General features: G+C 51.5%; 16 protein-coding genes. 2 read left to right on the plus strand and 14 right to left on the minus strand.

The features are described from left to right. Window positions 1-91 precede the first annotated feature (91 nt). The 10 genes from NST08_RS17705 to NST08_RS17750 form a co-directional block, all read right to left on the minus strand. On the minus strand, window positions 92-838 hold the full coding sequence (locus NST08_RS17705) for a LutC/YkgG family protein (RefSeq protein WP_341342096.1): 747 nt from the start codon (window positions 836-838) through the stop codon (window positions 92-94). Continuing rightward, a complete protein-coding gene (locus NST08_RS17710) occupies window positions 835-2343 on the minus strand; it encodes a LutB/LldF family L-lactate oxidation iron-sulfur protein (protein ID WP_007128506.1) in 1509 nt (502 codons plus the stop codon). The genes NST08_RS17705 and NST08_RS17710 overlap by 4 nt, the downstream gene beginning before the upstream one ends. Next, window positions 2330-3067, minus strand: coding sequence for a (Fe-S)-binding protein (locus tag NST08_RS17715; RefSeq protein WP_007128507.1), 738 nt, complete (start codon window positions 3065-3067; stop codon window positions 2330-2332). Before NST08_RS17715 ends, NST08_RS17710 begins: the two co-directional genes overlap by 14 nt. 126 nt (window positions 3068-3193) lie before the next feature. Beyond that, a complete protein-coding gene (locus tag NST08_RS17720) occupies window positions 3194-3970 on the minus strand; it encodes a DeoR/GlpR family DNA-binding transcription regulator (protein ID WP_007128508.1) in 777 nt (258 codons plus the stop codon). Between the two features lie 19 nt (window positions 3971-3989). After that, on the minus strand, window positions 3990-5471 hold the full coding sequence (locus NST08_RS17725; protein WP_210095460.1) for a rhamnulokinase: 1482 nt from the start codon (window positions 5469-5471) through the stop codon (window positions 3990-3992). 113 nt (window positions 5472-5584) lie between these two features. Next, entirely contained in the window at window positions 5585-6841 is a 1257-nt protein-coding gene (rhaA, locus tag NST08_RS17730) for an L-rhamnose isomerase (RefSeq protein WP_007128510.1), read from the minus strand. A 125-nt stretch (window positions 6842-6966) separates the two neighbouring features. Next, entirely contained in the window at window positions 6967-9036 is a 2070-nt protein-coding gene (locus tag NST08_RS17735; protein ID WP_341342097.1) for a bifunctional aldolase/short-chain dehydrogenase, read from the minus strand. Between the two features lie 349 nt (window positions 9037-9385). After that, window positions 9386-9718, minus strand: coding sequence for a DUF4176 domain-containing protein (locus tag NST08_RS17740; RefSeq protein WP_028407249.1), 333 nt, complete (start codon window positions 9716-9718; stop codon window positions 9386-9388). A gap of 29 nt (window positions 9719-9747) precedes the next feature. Beyond that, complete coding sequence (locus NST08_RS17745) at window positions 9748-9948, minus strand: hypothetical protein (protein WP_007128513.1); 201 nt, start codon at window positions 9946-9948, stop codon at window positions 9748-9750. 17 nt (window positions 9949-9965) lie between these two features. Then, complete coding sequence (locus tag NST08_RS17750; protein ID WP_341342098.1) at window positions 9966-10850, minus strand: WXG100 family type VII secretion target; 885 nt, start codon at window positions 10848-10850, stop codon at window positions 9966-9968. 534 nt (window positions 10851-11384) lie between these two features. Between NST08_RS17750 and NST08_RS17755 the strand changes: the two genes are divergently transcribed. Beyond that, window positions 11385-12275 (plus strand): hypothetical protein, encoded by an 891-nt coding sequence (locus NST08_RS17755; protein WP_144879641.1) that lies wholly within the window; start codon window positions 11385-11387, stop codon window positions 12273-12275. 114 nt (window positions 12276-12389) lie between these two features. Here NST08_RS17755 and NST08_RS17760 read toward each other — a convergent pair whose 3' ends face one another. The 3 genes from NST08_RS17760 to NST08_RS17770 form a co-directional block, all read right to left on the minus strand. Then, window positions 12390-12719 carry a hypothetical protein gene (locus NST08_RS17760; protein ID WP_007128516.1) on the minus strand — a complete coding sequence of 110 codons (330 nt, stop codon included), beginning with the start codon at window positions 12717-12719 and terminating at the stop codon, window positions 12390-12392. Window positions 12720-12823: 104 nt separating this feature from the next. Then, window positions 12824-13909 carry a peroxiredoxin family protein gene (locus NST08_RS17765; RefSeq protein WP_341342099.1) on the minus strand — a complete coding sequence of 362 codons (1086 nt, stop codon included), beginning with the start codon at window positions 13907-13909 and terminating at the stop codon, window positions 12824-12826. 401 nt (window positions 13910-14310) lie between these two features. Further along, complete coding sequence (locus NST08_RS17770) at window positions 14311-14829, minus strand: GNAT family N-acetyltransferase (RefSeq protein WP_213617181.1); 519 nt, start codon at window positions 14827-14829, stop codon at window positions 14311-14313. 298 nt (window positions 14830-15127) lie between these two features. On the opposite strand from NST08_RS17770, the gene NST08_RS17775 reads away from it, so the two are divergent. After that, on the plus strand, window positions 15128-15925 hold the full coding sequence (locus NST08_RS17775; protein WP_341342100.1) for a helix-turn-helix domain-containing protein: 798 nt from the start codon (window positions 15128-15130) through the stop codon (window positions 15923-15925). 354 nt (window positions 15926-16279) lie between these two features. On the opposite strand, the gene NST08_RS17780 is transcribed toward NST08_RS17775, so the two are convergent. Continuing rightward, window positions 16280-17341: a hypothetical protein gene (locus NST08_RS17780; protein WP_341342101.1), complete on the minus strand. Its 1062-nt coding sequence runs from the start codon at window positions 17339-17341 to the stop codon at window positions 16280-16282. Window positions 17342-17444 lie beyond the last annotated feature (103 nt).

Consider the following 17444-nt stretch of genomic DNA (forward strand, 5'->3'; position numbering starts at 1 on the left):
CGATTGCTTGCCGTGGTTGAACCATCCACCACCTGCAACTCTGTGTCATCCATTTAGAAGCAGACCATCGGCATGGGCGCCTCAGACGGCACTATGCATCCGAATCATGATCCACCAATATCGCAAACACGATTCCAGGGCCGTGAACACCGATTGTGAGATCGTTCTCGATGTCGGCGGATCGGCTCGGTCCGGATATAAAGTGAATACCTGCAGGCAGCTGCTCCCGCCCCGCTTCATCAAAACGCACCAGAATTTCACCCAACCGGGTAACCATCCGGTCGACGGGAACGATCGCCATCAGCACGGTAGGCAGCAAACTGACGGATCTCCCCTTGGCTGGCGAAGATGTAACAACGAGCGAACCGGTATAAGCGGCCGCGTAATCCGCAATGACAATTCCGATATCGGAGCGGGATGCAACGGCCCGCCAATTCTCATCTTGATCCTCGTTCCAGCTGCGTACGATAGCATCCGGAAGCGACGACGCAAGGTTTAATGTGGAGAGCTCCACTTCGTCGTTGATCAGGATCGATCCCGCGCTCATCTCGGAAGCTTTATCCACGATAAACGTTGACGCCTCCGCCCGGTTTTTCACCCTCACTACATGACCGCCGGCGGCTTCAAAATTCGCCGTAAACTGGCGAATGCGGTCCTCAATCGGCAATTGGAATTCCTTCCAGAAATCCGGCGCGCCCCGGAACGGATGCTTCGGCCTTGTCCGAACCCGCTCCCGGCCCAATTTAGCGGCGATGCCGTCCATAAAAGTCTCCTGCTTCGCCCGCGACCGGGCTTCCAGTCGCTTCAGCCACTCGTCAGGCTGTACTGGATTCGTCATTGACCATGCCCTCCGTTCTTTCGCTGGTCCATCAGCTTACTGAGCCTGTCGGCCACTTCAGGGTTCATCGGTGCGGACTCGCTGTACAGCTCCTGTTCAACCTTCGACCAGCGGTCCCGGAATGAATCCTTCGGCAGCTCCGGGGTCACCCGGTACGTATTCCATCCCTTCAACGGCCCGATTCGGGCACGAATCTCACCGTTGCGAACGACGAGCTTCTGACCGAGCTTACCCAGCCGGACGACATTTCGGTACCGCTTCGCATTCCCCATCACGACCGAGAAGCCTTTCATTCCCAGCGTCTCCGCCTTGTTCCCGCGCCCGGCCTCGACCTTCCTTCTGCGCAGGTAGACAAGCATATCATGCAGCGGAATCTTGACCGGACACGCCTCATAGCAGGCTCCGCACAGACTTGAAGCATTGGCGATATCGTCCCATTCCGCGACGTTCTTCTTCAATGCCGGCGTCAGCACGGCGCCGATCGGACCGCTGTAAGTGCCGCCATAAGCATGACCGCCAATATGCCGGTATACCGGACAAGCATTCAGGCAGGCTCCGCACCGGATGCAATTCAGCAGCTCCTGAAATTCCGGATCGCCCAGCTGAAGGGATCGGCCGTTATCGATAATGATGATGTGCATCTGATCCGGTCCGTCCGCATCCTGCTCCCTCCGCGGTCCCGTAATCCCCGACATATAGACGGTCAGCTTCTGGCCCGTCGCCGATCTTGGCAGCAATGTCGCCATCACTTCAAGGTCTGACCAGGAAGGAATGATCCGCTCCATCCCCATCAGGGTGATCTGCGTTTTCGGAACGGTCGTGACCATCCTTGCATTCCCTTCATTCTCGAACAGCACCATCGAACCGGTCTCCGCGATCGCGAAATTGCAGCCGGTCATACCGATATCCGCCGCCAAAAACTTCTCGCGCAGCTTCGTTCTGACAAAGCCGGCCAATACCGCCGTGTCCGCAGGCAAATCCTCTCCCGCTTCCCGGGACAGCAGTCCTGCGATTTGATGCCGATTTTTATGAATGGCCGGGATAATGATATGGGAAGGCGTTTCATTCGCCAGCTGGATAATGTACTCTCCAAGGTCTGTTTCAATCGCCTCCACGCCGATGGAATCGAGCGCCTGATTGAGATGCAGCTCCTCCGAAACCATTGACTTCGATTTCACTACCGACTTCGCGGATGCATGCTTAGCGATTTCAAGAGAGATCGCAACGGCTTCCTCGGCCGTATCGGCAAAATGGACATGAGCGCCGTTCGCCCGGGCGTTCTCCGCAAACTCATTCAAGTAGTAATCCAGATGAGCGATCGTATGCAGTCGGATCTGCCGCCCACGCTCACGCCAATCGTCCCAGTTGCCATGCTCCTCCGCTGCCAGCTTCTTGCCTAGCCGGAGCCGCTCGGTCGTAAACCGGACCGCGCTGCGCAGAAAATCGTTTCCTAAAGCATCGCGGGCACGCTCCTTTACCGTCTGACCTTTCTCAGCCGCGCTCATGGACGCTCACCCCCTCATACAGCAGCTCCGCCAGATGCATCACCCGAACCTTTTCTCCCCGATGCCGCAGATTGCCTGCAATATTCAGCAGGCAGGCCATATCCAGGCCGACAAGCACTTCGGCTTCCGTTTCCAGCACGTGGTCGCTCTTCTCGGTTACCATCGCACCGGAAATGTCGGCCATCTTCACGGCAAAGGTGCCTCCGAAGCCGCAGCAATCCTCAGCATAGGGCAGCGGAACCAGCTCTAAGCCCTTAACGCCGTTTAAGAGGCGAATCGGCTCATCCTTGATGCCTAACAAGCGGCTGCCGTGACAGGAAGGATGATACGTAACTTTATACGGAAAATAAGCGCCTACATCCGAGATGCCCATGACGTCGACCAGGAACTGCGAAAATTCATAGACTTTGGATTGAAGCGCTTTCGCTTTCTCCAGGTATTCGGCATCTCCCTTGAACAGCTCCGAATAATGGTGGATCATATACGTGCACGAGCCCGAAGGGGCAACCACAAAATCGCTGTCTTCAAAAGCATCGAGTATGGTGCGCGCAGAAGTTCGCGCATCGTCCCAATACCCGCTGTTAAAGGCCGGTTGACCGCAGCAGGTCTGAATATCCGGAAATTCCAGCTTAACGCCGTATTTCGCCAGCAGCCGGGTCATGGACTCAGCCGCCCGCGGGAACAAAGCGTCGCTGAGGCATGTGACAAATAATGATATTTTCAACTTCCTCCACCCCGCTTAGCACACATTATGATGTATAAAAAATGACTCTGCCGAGTCGAATGATCGAGAAAGCCCCCCTTGCGGGGGACTGTATGACATGGGCCGTACGGAACAAGCCGATCAAGACTAAACCGATCGAAACGAGATGCCCAGCGCTTGATAGGGCTCTGCCTCGTGATCCGGCAGCCGGCGGTCCGTGATGATCATGTGCACCTGCGACAGATCGGCAACCTGGGTAAAAGCCTGAACGCCGAATTTGCTGGCATCGGCCAAGACAATGGCCTGATCGGTCATGCCCATCATTTTATGCTTGATTCTGGCCTGAAGCTCGTTGGATTCGCTGAGCCCCCGTTCCAAATGAACGCCTTTGCAGGAGAGAAACGCTTTATCCACGTAATACGCATCCAGCGACCGTTCCGCAAGCGGCCCTACAAATGACAGCGAACGATGGGCCAAAATGCCGCCGGTCGAGATGACCTGCACCTTCTCCTTGGCGCTAAGCTCAGCCGCCACCTTGATGGAGTTGGTCAGCACGGTCAGCGGGATATCCGGAATAATCCGGGCCATATACCACGCGGTCGAGCTCGCATCCAGCAGGATCCGGTCGTTCGGCGAAATCAAGGTTACCGCTTCCTCCGCGATCCGCTGCTTCTCCGCCGCATTCATAATTTCCCGTTCCGCGTACGGCACCTCCGGTTGCGACCGATGAATTTCCGGTTGATCCTTCACGCTGACCGCGCCCCCGTGCGAACGGCGCAGGCGTCCCGATTCCTCCAGCCGGTCCAAATCCCGGCGAATCGTCTCCTCCGTCACGCCGCATATCCGGCTAAGTTCCGCAACACGGATGCTTCCTCTCTCGTTGACCAACTGTACAATTTTCTCATATCGTTCAGCAACCAGCATGATACCGCCCTCATCCTTACTATTGTTGTATTGTGTTCCCTCCGGTTCTTTGCTTGAACAAACCGTAGGCTTCTTCCCATAACGGGACATCCGCAGGCTCATATACGCGAACCTCGAAGGAGTCTCTAATTACGGCACGAGCCTCCCAAATATCCGAAAGCTCGCCAAGCGAAATCCATTGCACCGCCATATTGCCGGCGGCGCTCCCTTCCGCAGGACCGGCCCATACCGGCTTGCCGATCGCATTCGCCGTCCACTGGCACAACGATTCGTTGTGAATGCCGCCGCCGACCATATGCAGCCCCTTGAAGGCTTGACCGGACAGCGCCTCGGTCAATTCCAGCACCTGCCGGTAACGCAGCGCCAAACTCTCCATAATGCATCGTACGATTGCGCCTGGGGTTTGCGGCGGCTTCTGGTTGGTTCGAGCCGCATATTCCCTGATCCGTTTCGGCATGTCTCCGGCCGGCAGAAACACCGGGTCGTCCGGATCGATAAAGCAGGCGAATGCAGGCTCCGCTTCTGCCATCATAACCAATTCGGAATACGAGTACAATACGCCCTCGAGCTCCCAAGAACGCTTCGCTTCCTGCAAAATCCACAGCCCCATGATATTTTTGAGCAGGCGGAATGTGCCGTAGACGCCCCCTTCGTTCGTAAAGTTCAGCTCCCTTGCCCTTTCGGTCAGGACCGGTCTCTCAACCTCCGTCCCCATCAGGGACCAGGTTCCGCAGCTCAGATACGCGAAGGAACGTTCCAGCGCCGGAACGGCTGCGACGGCAGAGGCGGTATCATGCTCCGCAACCGCGTAGACCGGTATCGAAGGAAGCCCGAGCTCGCCGGTTACGGATTCGCGCAGCTTGCCGGCCATCGTCCCCGGCTGAAGCACGGATTGAAAGATGTTTGAAGGCAGGTGCAGCTTCCTGAGTAATTCGTCGTCCCATCCGCGGGCTACGGGATTATACAGCTGGGTCGTCGTGGCGTTCGTAAACTCGCTGACCATCTCTCCGGTAAGGAAATACCGGAGGAGATCGGGAATCATCAGGAAGCTGCCGGCTTCCTGAAGCAGAAATGGCCTTAACTGCTGAATGGAAACGAGCTGGTAAATGGAATTGAACGGGAGAAATTGAATTCCTGTCCGGCTGAAGATCTCGGCAGGCGGGATTTCGCGGAACACCCGCTCCATGACCCCTTCCGTGGCCGGATCCCGATAGTGGTAAGGGTTCATGAGCAGCTCGCCCCGGGCATCAAGGAGGCCGAAGTCGACCGCCCATGAATCGACGCCGATGCTGGCAGGCAGTTCCTGTTCCCCTTTTGCCCGGAGCAGTCCCTGCTTAATCTCGTGATAAAGCCTTAGAATATCCCACTGAAACCGGTCACCGACGCGAACCGGATCATTCGGAAACCGGTGGATCTCCTTCATTTCGATGGTCCGGCTATTCAGCCGCCCGAGCATCGCTCTGCCGCTGCTTGCTCCTAAGTCAAACGCAAGAACGCTCACCTATCCCAAGCCTCCTTCTGGTCCCGTTGTAGACTTTTTCTTGAGAACGCTATCACTATTTCGGTCCATAGCTGTTTAATTATACTGATTTCACTGCAGCATGCCGCATCCCTTTATCGCTTCAGCAGCACATCCTGCTCATAACGCTTGACTTCGGCAAGCCATTCCTCCCGAACGGGCACGCCCATCTTCTCGCAGTAATAATCCCAGACGGCTCCGAACGGATACGATTTGAACTCTTCCATTAAAGCCAGGCGTGTGGTGTAATCGCCATCCAGCTCCGCCTGCTTCAGCTTCTCGGTCGGCTCCAGCTTTGCTCTCAGCAGCGCTTTGATCGTATTGCGCGTTCCGATCACCCAGGCAGCAATTCGATTGATGCTTCCATCGAAGAAATCCAAGCCGATATGCGTCGTTGGCAGCAAATGATTCCGCACGAGCTCTCTTCCAATCTCCAGCAGCTCGTCGTCCATAATGACGACATGATCGCTGTCCCAGCGCATCGGGCGGCTAACATGAAGCAGAATGCCGTCCGTGAACAGCGCTAAAGATGACAGCTTCCCGGCGATTCCTTCCGTCGGGTGGAAATGGCCTGCATCCAGGCAGATCAGCTTGTTATTGCGCATTCCGTACCCCATGTAAAACTCATGGGATCCGACGACATACGCCTCTGAGCCGATACCGAACAGCTTGCTCTCCACCGCATCCAGATTCCAGGCCGGATTCAGCTCTTCGGCGAAAATCTCGTCCAGCGCATCCTTGAGCCGCTGTCTTGGAGCCATCCTATCAACCGGAACATCCTTGTAACCGTCCGGAACCCAGATGTTCGTGACGCAGGTCTGCCCCAGCTGCTCGCCGAAATAGGCGCCGATCCGCCGGGAAGCCTTGCAATGGTCAATCCAGAATTGACGGATTTCCGGATCCGGGTGACTTAGCGTAAAGCCGTCCTTGGACTTGTCGTGGGAGAAGCACGTTGGGTTAAAGTCCAGACCGATGCCCTGTTCCTTCGCCCAATCCACCCATTTTTGAAAATGTCTGGGCTCCAATTGATCCAAGTCAACGCTTTCATCCGTGTCCGCATAAATGGCGTGCAAATTGACCTTGTGCGTCCCCGGTATCATGGACATCGCCTTGGTCAGATCGGCCCGCAGCTCTTCCGGCGTACTTGCGGCGCCCGGATACTCGCCCGTAACGGAGATGCCGCCCGACAATTCCTGGTCGCGGAACAAAAAGCCGCGCACATCGTCTCCCTGCCAGCAGTGAATGGATATTTTGATGTCCGAGAGCTCGGCAAGCGCCTGGTCCACATCGATGCCGTGGGATGCGTACTGCTTCTTCGCCTCTTCATAATTCCGTGCAATATCCTGCCTCATCTTGGTACCTCCCGCCTCATAAAAAGATAAGGTCAGCAGGGGACAAGCCCCTGCTTCCTTTCATGGCCGTGCCTGAACGGCCTGGATGCTTCACCAAGGAGTCCAGCTTGTTGCCTTCTGTCTGATCAGCGAGTAAATGCGGCAGGAACCCCACCATCTATCGTCAGCATGCATCCGGTTGTTTTTGAAGATTTCGACGATGCGAAAAAGGCGATGCCTTCAGCAATGTCCTGCGGATAAATATTAACCAGCAGCGTGGTGCGCTTACGGTAATGCTCCTCGAGCTGATCCGGCTCAATGCCGTAAGCGGCCGCCCGCTCGTTTCTCCAGTTCGAGTTCCAGATCGCCGAGCCCTGCAGGATGGCATCCGGCAAAATGGTATTTACCCGGATGCCGTACTCTCCGCCCTCGGCCGCGATGCAGCGTGCCAAGTGCGCCTCCAGCGCTTTCGCGGAGCTGTAGGCAGTCACGTTCTTGCCGGCATAGATGGAGTTCTTGGAGCCGATGAACACCATGCTGCCTCCGATGCCTTGTACCTTCATAAGCTTGAAGGCCTCTCTGGCTACGAGGAAATATCCGGTCCCAAGTACATTCATATTCAGGTTCCATTCCTTCAACGACGTCTCATCGAGCGGACTTGATGTCGCAAGACCTGCATTGTTCACGATGATATCCACACCGCCGTACGTCAAGGAAGTTTCATGATAGGCCTGCTGCACCGCGGATTCGTCGGTTACGTCCATTTTTACGGCAATGGCACGGCCATCGCCGTATGCCGCATTAATCTCTTCCGCAACCTTCTGCGCGCCTTCCAGATTCAAATCGGCCAGCACGACATGCGCCCCCTCGGCGACGAGCCTGCGAGCCGCTGCGCTGCCGATGCCGCCGGCACCGCCGGTAATGAATGCCACTTGCCGGGAGAATTCCGCCTCGGCCGGAGCAAGGGTCAGCTTGTAAAGTTCCAGCGGCCAATATTCCACGTTGTAGGATTCATTTTCGCTCAGGGAGACGAATTCACCCAGCGCTGTCGCCCCGCGCATCACCGCAATGGCACGGTGGTAAAGCGCGCCGCTGACCTGGGACATCGCCCAGCTCTTGCCGGTATTAATCATGCCGAGCCCCGGGATGAGGATAACGCGCGGGGCGGCTTCGAACATGACGTCCCCTTCGTGCCGGTTCCGTTCAAAATAAACCTGATACTGCTCCTTGTACGCCGCAATTCCAGCTACAAGCTTCTCTTGCAGCCTTTGGGCGTCATCCGCATCCGGCGTCCAATCGATAAAGAGCGGAACCACCTTCGTATGAACCAGATGATCGGGACAAGCTGCACCGACCTGAGACAGCTTCGGCGAATCGCTGCCGCATACGAAATCCAGCACATCATCCTGGTCGTCGAAGGTCAGGATCATCTTCTTGCTGTCGCTCACCGCGCCGCGAATAGCTGGCATGATCTCGCCGGCAATGCGTCTGCGGACGTCCTGAGGCAGAGGAGCAAACTTCCGTCCGCCGAACAGCTTGCTGTCATCGATCCGCGCCTCGATATACGCCTCCGCCTCGCTAATAATCCGTATTGTTTGGGCGTAGCATGCTTCGGATGTATCTCCCCAGGTAACGAGGCCGTGCTTCTCCATCAATACGAGCTCGGCTTTCGGATTGGCGAGCACGCCCTCGGCAATCATCTTGGAGAGGGTGAAGCCAGGACGTACATACGGCACCCACACAAACTGGTCTCCGAAAATTTCCTGCGCGATTTCTTTGCCGTTATGTGCGCAGCACAAGCTGATAATGGCGTCCGGATGGGTATGATCCACATGCGGAAACGGAAGGAAAGCATGCAGCAGCGTTTCGATGGAAGGCCGAGGGTCCTTGGCATCGACCATGCAGTGACCAAGATATGCGACCATTTCTTCATCCGTCATCGACTCGCGTTCAAACAGCGGCCGGATGTCTTCCATTCGCAGACCTGTGAAATTGCCCGCTTTCATCGTGGCAAGGTCGGAACCGCTTCCCTTGACATACATAACTTCAACGTCTTTGCCGCGGAAATCCTTAATCGTTGTTTTGCTTGACGTGTTACCACCGCCCCAATTACAGACACGGCGGTCGGCGCCGATCAGATTCGAGCGGTAAACAAGCTCCTCACGCGTATTCTGCGCCTGCTGCGCCTTCGAATGTTCCCATAAGCTCTGTACCATGAAAACTTCCCCTCCGATTCATGTCTTCGATTGCTTTGTATTTGCCCTCATCTTATCATGTTTGTTTGTTTTTGAATAGCTTGTTTTCAAAAATAAACAAAGATTTTTGTTTTGTTTTTTTTGTGAAATTTTCTGAAAAAGCAATAAACCCAAATCCACACCTGCCTAATCCACCTGCCCCCTAAGTCAACATTCAGCACCCATTCAAAAATCAATCCGAATATGCGGAACAGCCGCTTTATAAAAGACGCAACTTATAAAAACGGAGCTTTAAAAAAATACAAAAAGCTGCCCGCACGCATCCTTTATGCGCACAGACAGCTCTTCGTCGGGCCGATTCGTTCGATTCTTATTTATCCTGCCCCGCCGCCGCAGCTGCAGCAGCTTGGTCCGCCTTCTCGATCCCCTCCAGCAAAGCGTCCCGGAAGGCAATTTCCTCATCATTGATATAGCCCGTAAAGACGACTTCGGAAATATCCTTATGGTTAAAAAAGATATTGGAATCCTTCGTCAGATTGCCATGCGGGTAGAAGCAGGCAACATAATCCCAACGCTTCAGCGTCTTCGAGTCGTTCTGCATTCTTCCGTAAATCATCAGCGTCTGATCCCAATCTTTGAATTTGACAACCGATCCGATCGGAAGCAAATGTTTCTCTCCTTGCCCCTGATGCTCTTGATTCATTCGCTGATCCATTTGCGTTTCCATGATCATCAACCCTTCATTAATCTACTGCCTATTTTATATACGACAAATACGACAAGAGGAACTCCTAGGAGATAGGAAATACAGATTACGGCTTTCTCTGCTGCCGCATAATCGGTCTCGAGCAGGTTCGGAATCACCGTGCCCAATATGCCGACAATGGCAATGACGATCATTATGTATTTAAAACGCTGCTGTTTACCGCTCATTGTACGGCACTCCTCCCTTACTTGACGGATATGGAACCCCCGACTCCGACGAGGCTGGCTCCCGGACCCAGCGGTATATGGAATTTCAAGCCGCTTTTCCCGACCTCTGCCGACGCTCCGACCGTACCGAGCGAAGCGGACCCGCCGATATGGAGCTCTCTGTCCGTGAAAGGCAGCGGAATTTTGAACCCGCCTTCGTATTTGTTCAGCGTTGCTTCGGCACCTAGACTCAGCGTGCCGTCCTTCACCGATGCCTCCAGCTCGCCCTTCACCAGGCTGACGGAGCCTTGCACGTAATCGTTCTCATAACCGGCTTCCACCACGGCGCCGCTGGCACTTGCGCCTTCGGTTAAATTCGCGCTTGCGCTGCCGGTAATCGCTTTGGTATACAGACCATTCTCTTCATTTTTAACGACGCTGCCTTCCGCCTCTACGCCTTTGAGCGCCTTATCCAGTAAGTCCTCTGCACTGGCAGTCTGGACGCCTGCCGGTTTGCCGTTCGCAGCTGCCGTCATGCCGAGAGCTCCAGATCCTGCCGATCCCGCTAACGCTGCTGCCCCGGCTGCTCCTGCAGTGCCTGCCAGGATTCCTGCTCCAACTCCTCCGGCAGGAACAGCTCCCGCTCCGTTGATCATTTCGTCCGTTGTCCGGAACTTCACCGAGATTTGCTTCAGATCCGAAGAGATCGTCTGAAGGCATTCGAGATATTTGTTCATGGTAGCTCTAGCCTGTTGATAATCCCCGTAGAACCGTTCCCGGGTCATTCCTTCCCACTGGCTCTCCATCTCAAGAATGCTTCGCGATAGACGATCGACAATCTCCCGACTCTGTTGTCCGGACTGCGCGAACTGGGTTGAGACCTGTTCCAGCTGTTCGGGTGTAATCAAAATTCGATTGGACATAAACGATATAACGCCCCTTCTGTCTGTCATTTCATTCAAGTTTGGTGTTCCTATTCTACCGGCATGATTGGAACCCGCGGGATACCCCCATCAACCATTAACCGATTCCCCAAACGATTAACCACATTTTTCAATTTTAGTCTGAAATCAGGGGATGGGCAATAAAACAAAGGGGCCAATTATACCATTTTCAAATCTAGGAAACTCGGTCCTAGCCGCTAGGGCCTCCTTCTGCTCATCCCCTACGCATGTCCTTAATCCTATGCGAAAAATCGTGCCCTAGGAAAGGTTCTCTGCTAACTGCCTATGACGTTACAGCCTCAAGTCCTAGGATGTGATGTGGCCCGGCCCGGGTACATGCTGCTATTGCTTGTGCGTTAGAGCCTGCCGGTTTAGTTGATCAAGGAGCTCCCATCCAAAGTCGGGGATGAAATCCGCCCTGCGAACGGCAGAACATCCCTCTCCGGACGGTTAAAGAACAGGTCTCTTCTCTTGTAAATTTGAGAAAGTCTAATGGAGAGGGTGTTGTTGAACATGAATCACAGGATTCAAGAAGGGCCGACGCATATTGCAGATATTTTTAAACAGGAAAAATCGTTGATCGTCGCAGGACTGCTCGGATTTCTGCTGGCGGGGATATGCGGGATCTGGGTACTGATATACGGGGGACCGGTCGCACCGGAAGGGAATATTGGAAAAGCATTCTCGTTTAATGCCGCGCTCGGGATATTTCTGCTTTCGACCGCAGCGATCCTCCCTTTCTCGGGTATGGGAACCAGGTCCAAGGCTTGGTTTCGCTGGAGTTATATTCTGCTCGCGCTTTATTCCTATTTCGCGGAAACCGTTCAAAACTTCAGGGGCGTCGATCCCCGGTTCGTTCGGAACGGGACGGTCTTCGATGAGGCCGTTTCCAATATATTCGTACTGGTTGCGCTGCTGCTTGTCCTCTTTTATGTCATCATCGCCGTTCAATATTTTCGCAGACGGGTGCTCAACGCCAATCCGGAAATCGTGCTCGGCATACGCTATGCCATGATCGCCGTCATCATCTCGTTTGCTGCAGGAATCTGGATCTCCGTCAACACCGGACGCTTCACCGGAGCAGGCGGCAATATTATCTGGCTCCACGGATTCGGGTTTCACGCCCTGCAGGTCGTTCCGTTTGCAGCATGGCTGTCCATGATTACACTCAATCCGGCATCAAGGCTCATCGTTATCCATCTGACCGGAATTTCCTACCTGCTCGGCCTCATGGCAATCGGATGGCAAACGCTTCTCGGTTACACGCTGTTCGAGTGGTCGGCACTTCCCATTGGGGCAGCATTCTTCTTCCTGGTAGCATTCATTCTTTCGGCCTGGATGGTAGGCCAAGCTTATGTACAGCACGCCAATCAACGAATCAACCGTTCATCGCATGGCCGGTGATCTTTCGCCTGGATACGAAAGAAGACAGGGCAAGCCGCGCTTACGCCCCGTCTTCTTCCATCTCCTTTGTTTAGGAGATCATTCTTTTTCCAACCGAACTCCTGCTGCAGCCTGCTAAATGAATAAAAACGGGATCAGGAACAACAGGGCGATTGCTTCCCATGCAAGAACGTTGCCGAAGCCATAGCCGTAGCCGCCGTAACCCCACGGCCCAAACGCAGACGTTTGTGCGCCAGCCTTCTTGGATTTCGCAGCTTTCTTTCCTTTTTTCCCTTTTACAGACAAAATCGAAGCTGAAGGATTCGAGGCATACTCAAGCTCAAGTCCGTGATCATGAACGCCTCGGATCGTGCCTACAACTTCAGTTCCGTCATACAGGACCGCGCATACTTGTTTACCAATGTATCCCCGGCATACATCAGCCGAAACCGGTATTTGCTGCACTCGACTTTCCCCCTCCCCAGCGTTTGTGTATTATATTCTTCCTGGAGAGTGTGCGGCAGTGATAGGTGTCCTGGACGTTAAAAATCCGCGATTTGCCCCTCGGTTCAAGACCCGCTTGCACGCCGGTAAGCCTTGACCATGAGCTCCTCGTTTATGGCTCCTTGGTACCTCCCCGAAACAACGCCATTCGGCGTCAGCACATAGGTTGTCGGATAAGCAGTGATCTCGTACGTTCCGGTTACCGTTCCGTCTCGATCATACAACACGGGAAATGTGAGACCATTCGAGTCCACGAAGGATGCAGCGTCCTCCATGCTGCCTTCAAGATGCGTCATATTAACGGCTAGAATAACGACGTCTTCTGCTTTATGCCGATTATAAAAATCCTCCATATAGGGCATTTCCGCTTTACACGGCGGGCACCAGGAAGCCCAGAAATTAAGGAGGACCGTACGGCCGCGGTAATCCGACAGCCGGACCTCCTGTCCGTCTACTGTCTGCAATGCAAAATCAGGCGCAAGTTTCCCCGGCTTGAGGCCTTCGGCGATTCCATCGGGATCGTCCGTTAGTGCAGGACGGTCACCCGTCGAGCCGTTGACGGAGTCGTTCAGGTGATTATATACCGCCCACACAAGCAAAGATCCGATCACAAGCATAACCGCTCCGTTCCTGCCTAGACCGAATGTCAACCATTGCGGTAAGGGAGAATCAAATGTTAACCAGGCGGAGCTCAACAGAACGATAAGCAGAAGCATCACCAGTAGCTGCCCGGCCCCGATCGGACGGTCCGTGATCGGCCCATCGAGCAGTATATAAACAAAGCCGCCAGCCAGTGCGGCCATGAGGAAGGACTTGATTAACAGCGACCCCAGTGATCTCATCTTATTCCACCGAACGAGGACGTAGATGCCGGCTGCAAGGCTCCCAAGCCCTATTCCGCGCACTCCGCCGGTCATATAAATTAGAGACAAGGGGTGGCGGAGCGTACGCACCGGGTCCCAAATGAGCATACCGAATTTCCATACGGCGAAGCCGATCAGCAGCGAATAAACGTAAGTATCAAGCAGCCAATCCCTATGCTCAAGACGATGTAACCGGACGCGGAGCGTCATATACCCTGCCATGGCAACGATCAGGAATACGGCAATATCCGCCCGGATCATAAACGGGCCAATCGGAATGACAGTCACTGGGGAACCTCCTTGCAATGTTCTGAGATGATAGCTGTTGCGTAGGGCAAATCATTTATGTAGAGGAACTTTTTATATACAGCAACCATTTATGAAGGGCAGTAATTGATCAAAGTGACCCATTTTAGAGTAACCAATTAAGAGTAATCATGAAAAGAGTGACCGTGAAAATGACCGTGCAATGACCGTGAAGAGTGTATCCGTGAAAATGAAAAGAGTGGCCGTGAATAGAGAATCGTTAGTTGACAGTTCCATGGATGAAGCGCTCACTCGGCGCTAGATGACTCGATCCAAGGAGCATATTAACTTATCGTTCAACTCATTACCCCATGGGGTATATTATCTATCTTATTGCATTCATGCTTAGATGTAAACACTCCGATATCGGCTCAGACCTCCCGTTACGGTAGCTGCTCTATAGAATCCCATTTTAAAGCAAATTCCGTATACATCTTTCCGCCAATTTCGATCTCCTTCCGCTTGATTTCACGCCCGCCCATACGCTGGTAGAATGCCTGAGCAGAATTCCCCTCAAGGACCCATACCATCAAGGAAGTAAAGCCCTTGGTACTCAAGAATTCCTTCATCCTTGCGAACAGTCGTCTCCCCCAACCCTGGCCCTGAATCTCATTCAGTAAATAGACCGCGTACAGCTCGCCTTCATGCGGCAGCTTGTCCTCACGCTCCATCCCGTAGGTCATGAAGCCGTAGATGGCCCCTTGATCATCGGCAACAACCAAGAGCTCCTCGTCATCCCGAAGGTTGCCGATTTTCCAGCGCCATCTCTCCTCCCGGTCCGAGACCGACAGCGAATTCAAGTACGCTTCATCAACAATCCCCCGGTATGTCGTCTTCCAGCTGTTCACATGCACGCTTGCGATGCCTTCTGCATCGGCTTCAACTGCAGTTCTGATATACATTGAATTACCTCCCCATTCTTTACATAAGTCCCTTTTCGGGACTTGCTCCGCTTTTGGAGCTCCTTTTGGCCAGGACAAGTCCCTTTTCGGGACTTGCGCCGCGCTTGGAGCTCCTTTTGGCTCGTACAAGTCCCTAAAGGAACATTCTCGAATGACTGCCATCATTCCTGTTCTTTCATTTCAGAACATTCTATAGTAAACATAAAAAAAGCTAGAGAAGATTTACATACCTGAAGAAGAAATAAAGCGATTTACACTCGATAAACATGGGCAGCCTATCCCCTATGTGGATGGTCACATGACTACTATCATTAGTAATTATATTTGGGATTACTGGGGTCATTTTTTTTCTGCCGAAGGAGTCGCGCTGTATGGCCATCTTAAGCGCTATTGCTATGGAGACAAAGACTATTGCTGGCCCGATATAAACCTCATCTCACAAAAGATGAATAAGAGCCGAAACACAGTGAAAAAAATTCTTGCTAACCTTGAGAAATATGGTTTTGTACTTGTTTTTAATGTTCTAAATGCGGATAAGAACAACATGGAAGAAAGTCCATTATTTAAAATTCGAAAGAAAGTCCCTTTCCTTCCTATGGAACTTTATGAGCAGCTCCCAACTGAGCTTAAGATTGACCACGATCGTTATATGCAGGGCATCGTCGAACAATTTGATCAGATTCTAAATTTGGATCCATCAATAGATTATAGCGAGGTTTATGAGGATGTCATTAGTAAAGGGACTGTTGTCCGTAAAACTAAGACTCCACTCGAGCTGGATAAAGAGCTTCGAAACAAGATTAAGGTTTTGGATAGAGAGATCACAGAGCAGGACCGAACCGTTTGGGATATGGCACTGACTAAATTCAAAAAGAAAGTATCGGCACCTTCTTTTAATACGTGGTTTAAAGGTACATTTTGTATTAAACGTGAGCAGACATTTACCATATATACACCGAGTAATTTTGTATCAGAATGGCTTGAAACTAGATATGATAAGATGATTAGAGAAGTTTTAACACAAATTGGATCGCAATTTGATCATATTAAATATGACTATCTAAGTTATCAAAGAGAAATCGAGAGAGGAACTTAAATAGGAATTCAATATATAAAAAGGCAGCCGATCACAACGACCGGCTGCCTTTTTAATTTTTATTTATCTATCGTTTTCAGTTTGAACAAAGACCCATCGTCCTAACTATAAAAAGAGTTAGGGGTTTGCTAACAATTATCTTTTGTTATTAAGTTTATCAACTATTATATTCGAGAATATTAGTGATACAAGAATAGAGAGAACAATATAAATGACATCGAACAAGTTTTGATAAAGTCGATTGCCAAAATTAAAGAGATCAGAAATAAAGTACTTACCAGCAATATACAAAATTAAAAAAAGAGGAATAAAGATAAGCACTTTGGCAAATAATTTCATGCTGCACACCACACCTTATTTTACTAAGTAGTCTGTAATCTCTGGAGCTTTAGTGTTAGATGTTGCCTCTTGAATGAAATCTAAAGATTCAAACTCTGAAGCCTCTGTTACAACAGTTAGTTTTAGTTTGAGAACGTCACCTTCTGCGTATTCCTTTGTCAAATCACCATTGAACGCCCATCTTACCAAAGTATCATCTTTACCTTTGAATCCAATTATCGTGCTGTTGGTTTGGGTGTCATATTCGATGGATTGAATCGAGTCATCCAGAGTGAGTTTGTCCCCAACATTATAGTTTTTAAACTGATTGACATCTTTCTGTAGTACATTATCATATAACTGATTTTGAATGTCTATCATACTTAGGGACTTATTTTCATCAAACTTTTGACTGCTCTTATGATCAGTCGAAGGGATGAAGTAATAAGAACCGTTAATTTTTTTGGCCTTAATCTGGTCTCCTGCTGCATTTTCTAGTGTATGAATCTGTGTAGCACTTGAAGTTCCGATTCCTCCATACGCTTTATCCCATACATTTAACCAAAGATCCCACTTCATTTTATCTTCATCGACCCACCGAACAGTGTAATAACCGTGATGATTGGCTGTGTACATGATGTGCTGCTGATGTGTTGCTGTTTTGCTAACAACATCTGTTCCTTTTTGTTCGTCAGTAATTATAATTGACAGTTTTTCTAGGTAGTTCAAAATGTTTGTTTCTGGCCAAGCATCTATTAATTGTCCAATTTCGTTGACGTAGACTTGGAATTTTGTCGATGCACCATATCCAGATCCTCCGTTATTGTTAAAGCCTATATCTCCAGTGCTTAAAGTTATTGCTTCAGCGGTAACCGATTTAGTGGCTTCACGATGAAATAGCCAAGTATTAGAAGCATATTTAATTATTTTGAAACCAGCACTGGCCCATGTACCTGGTTTAATTGCAGCTGGTTCAATAACTTGTGTTGAATTAGACGAATCAGGTTCCATAGACTCTGCATGCCCGTAATTCGCAAAGCCTCCGACAGATAATAAGCCTGCTAGTGCTGCTGTGACCATAATCTTGCTGTTCTTCATAATTATGTCCTCCTATTATGTAGTTGCCAATTTATCTTATTACTCCCAATGGGATAATGTAAATGTTTTCATATATAAAAGGTAAATTAGTATCAGATTCGAC

Source organism: Paenibacillus sp. FSL K6-1566 (genome assembly GCF_038050475.1).
In the GTDB taxonomy this organism is placed as follows: Bacteria; Bacillota; Bacilli; order Paenibacillales; family Paenibacillaceae; genus Paenibacillus_AQ; species Paenibacillus_AQ lactis.